This is a genomic window from Streptococcus chosunensis (genome assembly GCF_003626515.1).
Lineage (GTDB): Bacteria > Bacillota > Bacilli > Lactobacillales > Streptococcaceae > Streptococcus > Streptococcus chosunensis.
The window spans coordinates 355,918-363,474 of sequence record NZ_RBCK01000002.1; the positions used below are offsets into that span (position 1 = coordinate 355,918).

The window sequence follows — 7,557 nt, forward strand, 5'->3', positions numbered from 1 at the left end:
ATCTCTATGCTTATTGGCTTGTATTGTAGTAACTACAAGTTTGGCATAGGGATTTTTGTTTACTGAAGAGGAAAGGATAAGTATGTTTCAAGGTTTGAAATATTTTTAAACTAAACAAGAGCAAATTTTTAAAGGAGATTTTTCAACGTAACTTCCACTTGTCTGACCGAAGTGGAAGTTAGTCTGAAATTTATGGTGGAATTAAGTATGAGACGTTAGATTTTTTCAGAAAATTTTCTAAAACAAACAGGATTTGTTTGACATTTATTTGAAAATTCTGTAAAATGAATTATTATATCGTTAAAGGAGAATATATATGGAAAAACAGAAAACATTTTTTGGACATCCTATGGGCTTGTCCACCCTCTTCTTTACAGAAATGTGGGAACGCTTTTCTTACTATGGGATGCGAGCTATCCTACTTTACTATATGTACTATAGTGTGCAAGATGGTGGATTGGGAATGGATAAGACCACAGCTGCATCGGTTATGGCGATTTATGGCTCGCTGGTATTTTTGTCCTCGGTTATCGGTGGTTTTGTCAGTGACCGTATTTTAGGAAGTCGTAAGACTGTCTTTTACGGTGGGATTTTGATTATGCTAGGGCATATTGCTTTAGCAACACCTTTTGGACAAGTGGCTCTCTATCTTTCTATTGCCTTGATTATCTTTGGTACTGGATTTTTAAAACCCAATATCTCAGATATGGTTGGGGGAATTTATGAGAAAGAGGATGATAGACGGGATGCAGGTTTTAGTATCTTTGTCTTTGGTATTAACTTAGGTGCCTTCGTTGCCCCTTATTTAGTAGGTTATCTAGGTCAGGAAGTCAATTTCCATCTAGGTTTCTCATTAGCTGCCATTGGGATGTTCTTTGGTTTGGTGAAGTATGTTTTGGATGGGAAGAAATATCTGCCTGAATCAAGTCTTTACCCCACTGATCCACTTTCACAGAAGGACCAGCAGACCTTGATTAAACGTTTGCTGATTGCACTTGTCGTAGTTATTCTCGTGGTTATAGGTTTAGTCTTTACTCACCAGTTTAATGTGGATATGATTGTTAATATCTTTACAGTGATTGCTGTAATTATTCCAATCTACTATTTCTTCAAGATTTTATCTAGTCAGAAAATAACTACCACTGAGAGATCCCGAGTATTTGCCTACATTCCTCTATTTATCGCTGGAGTACTCTTCTGGTCTATTGAGGAGCAGGGGTCTGTTGTTCTCGCTCTATTTGCGGATGATCAAACTCGACTTTATTTTAATGTATTTGGGAATCAGATTCATTTCCCATCTAGCTTTTTCCAAAGTATCAATCCCCTTTTCATTATGATTTATGTGCCGATTTTTGCGTGGTTGTGGGGGAAAATGGGTAAAAATCAACCATCCTCTTCTAAAAAATTTGCTTACGGTTTATTTGCGGCAGGTTTATCCTTCTTGTGGATGATGTTACCAGGGATGCTCTTTGGGACAGATGTTAAGGTCAGTCCTCTCTGGTTGATTATGAGTTGGGCTATTGTGATTGTGGGAGAAATGCTGATTTCGCCGATTGGTCTATCAGTCACTACTAAGTTAGCACCAAAATCCTTCCAAGCACAAATGATGTCTATCTGGTTCTTGAGTAATGCAGCTGCCCAAGCTATCAATGCTCAAATTGTAAAATTTTATACAAGCGAAACTGAAGTAGCTTACTATGGAATTGTTGGAGGAATTACGATTGTATTCGGTATTATCTTACTTTTCTACGTTCCACGTATTGAAAAACTAATGTCTGGTATCAAATAGAGAAAAACTGGAATTTCTGTAGGAATTTTAAAAGTTAGATCAATTATTTATTCAAAGGATTTAGTTCTGTATTGTGTAAGGCTAGGTCCTTTTAGTTTGATTGATACTCTTCGAAAATCTCTTCAAACCGCGTCAACGTTGCCTTGCCGTACTCAAGTACAGCCTGCAGCTAGTTTCCTAGTTTGCTCTTTGATTTTCATTGAGTATAAAACTCACGATGTTTCTGATATTCCTAGTAGACATTTGTTCACTTTTTTTATATAATAAAACTAAACCATATTGGTTGAGTTCTAAAAATATGGATTCAAGCATCGATTAGTCTTTCTAAGGGAGATAATGTCCATTAAAGCATCATAATAGGAGGTGAAGTATGTATCAGCCAGAAAAACTCAAGGCTCGTAGGAAAGAGTTAAAATTAACACAGAAGGAAATTGCAGAGCAACTTGGGATTAGCTTCCAGGCTTACTCGGCTTGGGAACGTGGAATCAAGGAACCGTCCAAGGAGAAGGTGTCCCAGCTAGAAAACATTTTAAAAGTCGCAAAAGGCTATTTCACTCAGATTGAGATTGTCCGTCTCTACCATAGCCTCTCCAAGCAAGGGAAGGAGAAGGTTGTTCTCTATGCTCGCAACCTGGTTCAAGAGGAACAGGCTCAGAAAGTGACATCTATGCCAGAGCGTCTCTACGAGTACCGTGTCTACGAACGCATGTCAGCGGGGATTGGAGCTTCAGTCTACGATGATCAGAATTTTGATACGGTTTACTTTAATGAGGAGTTGGCCCATGATTTTGCATCCTGGGTATCTGGGGACTCCATGGAACCTAAATATCAAAATGGTTCGGTGGCACTGATTCGAGAGACAGGATTTGACTATGACGGGGCGGTCTATGCAGTGGTTTGTAACAACCAGACCTATATCAAACGGGTCTATAGGGAGGAAGCTGGCCTGCGTCTGGTCTCTATTAATCCTAAATACAAGGATATTTTCATCTCTTATGAGGAAGATCCTCGGATTGTGGGGATTATTGTTGGGAACTTTGTGCCGATGGAGGGCTAGCCTATGGGCTATTTTGATTATTCCAGAGAGCCCAAAAGTGACATTGCCTTTGTCGATATGAAATCCTTTTATGCCAGTGTTGAGTGTGTGAAAAGAGGCTTGCATCCGCTGAAGACCTCGCTTTGTGTCATGAGTCGCGCGGATAATTCAACTAGTCTTATCCTAGCCTCCTCTCCCTTGTTTAAGAAGATTTTTGGCAAGTCAAATGTTGGTCGGGCCTATGATTTGCCTTTTGATATCAAAACACGAAAATTTTCCTATTACAATGCTCGAAAGCAAGGTCTACCTACCGACTCAGACTATGTTCGCTATATCGAAGATTGGGCTCAGATGACCTTGATTGTCCCTCCTCGAATGGACGAGTACATTGCAGTCAATATGGAAATCCAGCGAATCTTTCAAAACTATGGCAGTCCAGATGATATTTATCCTTACTCTATCGATGAGGGCTTTATTGACCTAACTAGTTCGCTCAACTATTTTATCCCAGATAAGAGTCTCTCTCGCAAAGACAAGCTGGATATGCTTTCTGCTCGTATTCAGAGGGATATTTGGAGGCAGACAGGGATCTACTCTACAGTGGGCATGTCCAATTCCAATCCCTTACTGGCTAAGTTGGCTCTGGATAATGAGGCTAAGCACACTCCGACTATGAGGGCCAACTGGTCTTACCAGGATGTGGAAGAGAAGGTCTGGGCAATCCCTCAGATGACGGATTTTTGGGGGATTGGCAGGCGGATGGAGAATCGCTTGCATGCTCTGGGGATTTTTTCCATCAAGGAATTGGCAACCAGCAATCCCGACCAGCTAAAGAAAGCTCTGGGTCAGGCTGGTCTGCGTTTGTGGTTTCATGCCAACGGGATTGATGAGAGCAATGTTCATAAGCCCTATAAAGCCAAATCCAAGGGCTTGGGGAATTCTCAAATCTTGCCGAGAGACTACGTGAAGCTACGGGATATTGAAATTATTCTCCGGGAAATGGCGGAGCAGGTAGCTATTAGACTGAGAAGGGCGAGCAAGAAAACAACCCTTGTCTCTATCTATGTCGGTTTCTCTAAACAGGAGGTCAGGTCGTCTATTCACACACAAATGAAGGTCGAACCGACCAATAATACAGCTGTCTTAACGGATTATGTTTTGAAGCTATTTCATAACAAATACACTTCAGGAGCAGTCAGAAGTGTTGGAGTCAACTATTCAGGATTTGTGGATGAGTCCTTTGGTTTGATTTCCCTTTTTGATGATGTTGATAAGTTAGAAAAAGAAGAAAGGCTCCAGACGGCCATTGACTCCATTCGGGAACAATTTGGTTTCGCTTCTCTCTTAAAGGCCAATGCACTGGAAGAAGCCTCTAGGAGTCTTGCCAGAAGCAAGCTGATTGGGGGACATTCTGCAGGAGGATTAGATGGATTAAAATGATTGATCGTTCTTATTTACCTTTTCAATCCGCGCGAGATTATCAAGATCCAGGTATGCAGAAGTGGATGGGATTTTACCTTTCGGAACACACCAGTTCGCTCAGTGAAGAAAAAAAACGTGTTGATTTTTCGATAGATTTGGCCCCAGTTGAGAAACTACATTTACTTTCTCAGCTTTATATTATCCAGCTAAAGGGATGCTTTGTGGTTAAGGAAAAGAGGCAGAAGGCGACTATCATCGGTGAGGTGAGAGAGTTATCACATCAGACTCTATCTATTAGGACAAACGAGGAATATAGGTTGATAGATGTTGCAGATATCCTAGAAATTCGGCTGTGGGAGGAGGGAGTTTATGACTAGAAAAGAGCTGTATGAAAACAAACTGCAGATGGATTACTTTTCAGATAACTATATTCGTTTTGAAGAGGATTTTCAAAAATACTCTGCCATGAACGTACCCTTGACTTTCTTGACTGATGACATCCTACGAACCATGGCAATGAATCAGAAGAACTACTTTGTCTTAAATAAGGAAAATGCCAAGGATGGGCGGGAGCATCGTTTTTATTTTAGGGTGGTAACGGAAAAAGAGTGTCCCAGAAATAGGATCTATGTATATGCCGGGGTTAAAAATAGTGGCCAGTAGATATAGGTATCGTATAATGAAGGTATTGGTCAGATATTGTCCTTGTGATAACCTAAGAAAATAGAATAGGAAGTAAACTATGCTAGGAGCAATTATTGGAGATATTGTCGGTTCTCGTTTCGAGTGGGATAATCATAAAAGTAAAAATTTTGACTTGTTTACCTCGGATTGTTCACCAACTGACGATAGTGTAATGAGTTTAGCAGTTGCTAAGGCGTTGTTGGCTAGTAAGGAAGACTGGAGTCGTCTTTCGGAAAATGCTGTGAAGTACATGCAAGAGATTGGGAGAGACTATCCAAATTGTGGATATGGTGGGAATTTTTTCTATTGGATTCTGTCTGATAATCCGCAACCCTATGCTAGCTATGGTAATGGGGCTGCGATGAGAATCAGTGCGGTCGGTTTTGTAGCAGATAGTATAGAGCAGGCGGAATACTTGTCACAAGTAGTGACACAAGTGAGTCACAATCATCCGGAGGGGATCAAAGGGGCAGAAGCAGTTGCAGTAGCTATTTTCTTGGCTCGAAATGGTGTTAGTATGGATGAAATCAGAGATTATATCGATAAAAACTACTATCCCATGGACTTTACTTTAGATCAAATCAGAGATTCTTATACATTTGACGTTACTTGCCAAGGATCTGTTCCCCAGGCTTTCCAAGCTTTTTTCGAGTCAACTAGCTTTGAAAATGCTATCAGAAATGCCATTTCTATAGGAGGAGATAGTGATACCATTGCAGCTATCTGAAGAGGAATTGCAGAAGCTTATTATGGTCTTTCTGATGAAATCGGACAAGAAGCCCTATCTTTTTTAGATAATCGTTTACTTGAAATTGTTGTTGAATTTGAAAATACTTATCCCAAATAATCATTCTGTTTTATATATACCAAGATATCCATAGAAATTTATGGATATCTTTTGATTTATATATAGAAAAAGAGAAGACCGGCTGGTCTTCTCTTTGGGGGAACTAGAATCATTGAAAAGAATTAAGTAAAGATTTTAATTAGTCTTTGAAATTCTTTTGGAAGATGAGTAGAGACAATACTGAAGTAATAGCAGCCAAGAATAAGAAGGCATTTGCTTCTTGCTCTCCAGTTTCTGGGAGTTGTTTTTCCTTGTCTTGTCTAACTGTAGTAGCAACAGGTGCTTTTTCATCTTTTCTTGGTGAATCTTCTGTTACAACTGCAGGAGCTGGTTTTTCAGTTTCTCTAGGTAGAACATACTCAGGGAGAGTCACAACTGGTGGCGCCTCTGTTCCTACAGAACTTTGTTTAGTTCCAACCTCAATTACTCGATCTAGAGCTGGAGTTGATTTGGTTTGGACTACCTTGCGATTGCTACCATCTACTTCGACATACTCAATTAGCAGGCCGTCTTTCCCTTCTGCTAGAACTTTCTCTTTTCCTTTATCTAAGTTTGGATTTTCGTGACGGATAGTCTTGAATGGTACTGCCTTCTTGACAATATCCAAGCTTGGAAGTTTAAAGACAAGGTCCTTAACCCCTTCTTCAGGACTTGAAGAAGTAATTGGTTTTTCAGGCTCTTTTGGTAGAAGGTACTCAGGGAGAGTCACAACTGGTGGTGCCTCTGTTCCTACAGAACTTTGTTTAGTCCCTACTTCAATCACTCTGTCTAGAGCTGGAGTTGATTCAGTTTGAACTACCTTACGATTGCTGCCATCTACTTCGACATACTCGATTATAGCACCATCTTTCCCTTCTGCTAGAACTTGTTCTTTCCCTTTGTCTAATTGTGGATTTTCGCGACGGATAGTCTTGAATGGTACTGCCTTCTTAACAATATCCAAACTTGGGAGTTGGAAGGTAAGCTCTTTAACTCCTTCTTCAGGACTTGAAGAAGTAATTGGTTTTTCAGGTTGTTTCGGTTCAACCGGTTGTTCTGGTTGACTAGGTTGCAATTGCTTGATTTGTTCAAGAGCGTTGTTGAGGGCTTTATTGACATCTTCTTGAGTCTTAGCTTCTTGGATAGCTGCGATTGCTTTATCAGTAATTTCAACTAATTTCTTCTTAGCATCGTTGTTAGTACCGAGTTCAGCCACTTTTTTCTCGATAGCTTCAGTCAGGCTAGCCATAGCCTTATCATAATTGATTTTAGGCTGTTCCGGTTGTTTCGGTTCAACCGGTTGTTCTGGTTGGCTAGGTTGCAATTGTTTGATTTGTTCAAGAGCGTTATTGAGAGCTTTGTTGACGTCTTCTTGAGTCTTAGCCTCTTGAATAGCTGCGATTGCTTTGTCAGTAATTTCAACTAATTTTTTCTTAGCATCGTTGTTAGCACCAAGTTCAGCTACTTTTTTCTCGATAGCTTCAGTCAGGCTAGCCATAGCCTTATCATAATTGATTTCAGGCTGTTCCGGTTGTTTTGGTTCAACTGGTTTTTCTGGTTGGCTAGGTTGCAATTGCTTGATTTGTTCAAGAGCGTTATTGAGGGCTTTGTTGACGTCTTCTTGAGTCTTGGCTTCTTGGATAGCTGCGATTGCTTTGTCAGTAATTTCAACTAATTTTTTCTTAGCATCGTTGTTAGCACCAAGTTCAGCTACTTTTTTCTCGATAGCTTCAGTCAGGCTAGCCATAGCCTTATCATAATTGATTTCAGGCTGTTCCGGTTGTTTTGGTTCAACCGGTT

6 protein-coding genes and 1 pseudogene are annotated in these 7,557 nt (G+C 40.2%); 6 read left to right on the plus strand and 1 reads right to left on the minus strand.

The annotated features are described in order from the left end of the window. Window positions 1-316: 316 nt before the first annotated feature. The 6 genes and pseudogenes from D7D54_RS07695 (at window position 317) to D7D54_RS07720 (ending at window position 5,778) form a co-directional block, all read left to right on the plus strand. Entirely contained in the window at window positions 317-1,789 is a 1,473-nt protein-coding gene (locus D7D54_RS07695; RefSeq protein ID WP_020902030.1) for a peptide MFS transporter, read from the plus strand. Between the two features lie 370 nt (window positions 1,790-2,159). After that, window positions 2,160-2,846: an XRE family transcriptional regulator gene (locus D7D54_RS07700; RefSeq protein ID WP_020902031.1), complete on the plus strand. Its 687-nt coding sequence runs from the start codon at window positions 2,160-2,162 to the stop codon at window positions 2,844-2,846. A gap of 3 nt (window positions 2,847-2,849) precedes the next feature. Beyond that, complete coding sequence (locus tag D7D54_RS07705) at window positions 2,850-4,265, plus strand: Y-family DNA polymerase (RefSeq protein WP_120719157.1); 1,416 nt, start codon at window positions 2,850-2,852, stop codon at window positions 4,263-4,265. After that, window positions 4,262-4,624, plus strand: a complete 363-nt coding sequence (locus tag D7D54_RS07710) for a hypothetical protein (protein ID WP_120719158.1) — start codon at window positions 4,262-4,264, stop codon at window positions 4,622-4,624. Before D7D54_RS07705 ends, D7D54_RS07710 begins: the two co-directional genes overlap by 4 nt. Further along, window positions 4,617-4,910, plus strand: a complete 294-nt coding sequence (locus tag D7D54_RS07715) for a DUF5960 family protein (protein WP_120719159.1) — start codon at window positions 4,617-4,619, stop codon at window positions 4,908-4,910. The genes D7D54_RS07710 and D7D54_RS07715 overlap by 8 nt, the downstream gene beginning before the upstream one ends. A gap of 79 nt (window positions 4,911-4,989) precedes the next feature. Next, window positions 4,990-5,778, plus strand: a pseudogene (locus D7D54_RS07720) (ADP-ribosylglycohydrolase family protein). A 139-nt stretch (window positions 5,779-5,917) separates the two neighbouring features. On the opposite strand, the gene D7D54_RS07725 reads toward D7D54_RS07720, so the two are convergent. Beyond that, the coding region (locus tag D7D54_RS07725) for a G5 domain-containing protein (protein ID WP_120719160.1) at window positions 5,918-7,557 on the minus strand (1,640 nt) is incomplete at its 5' end.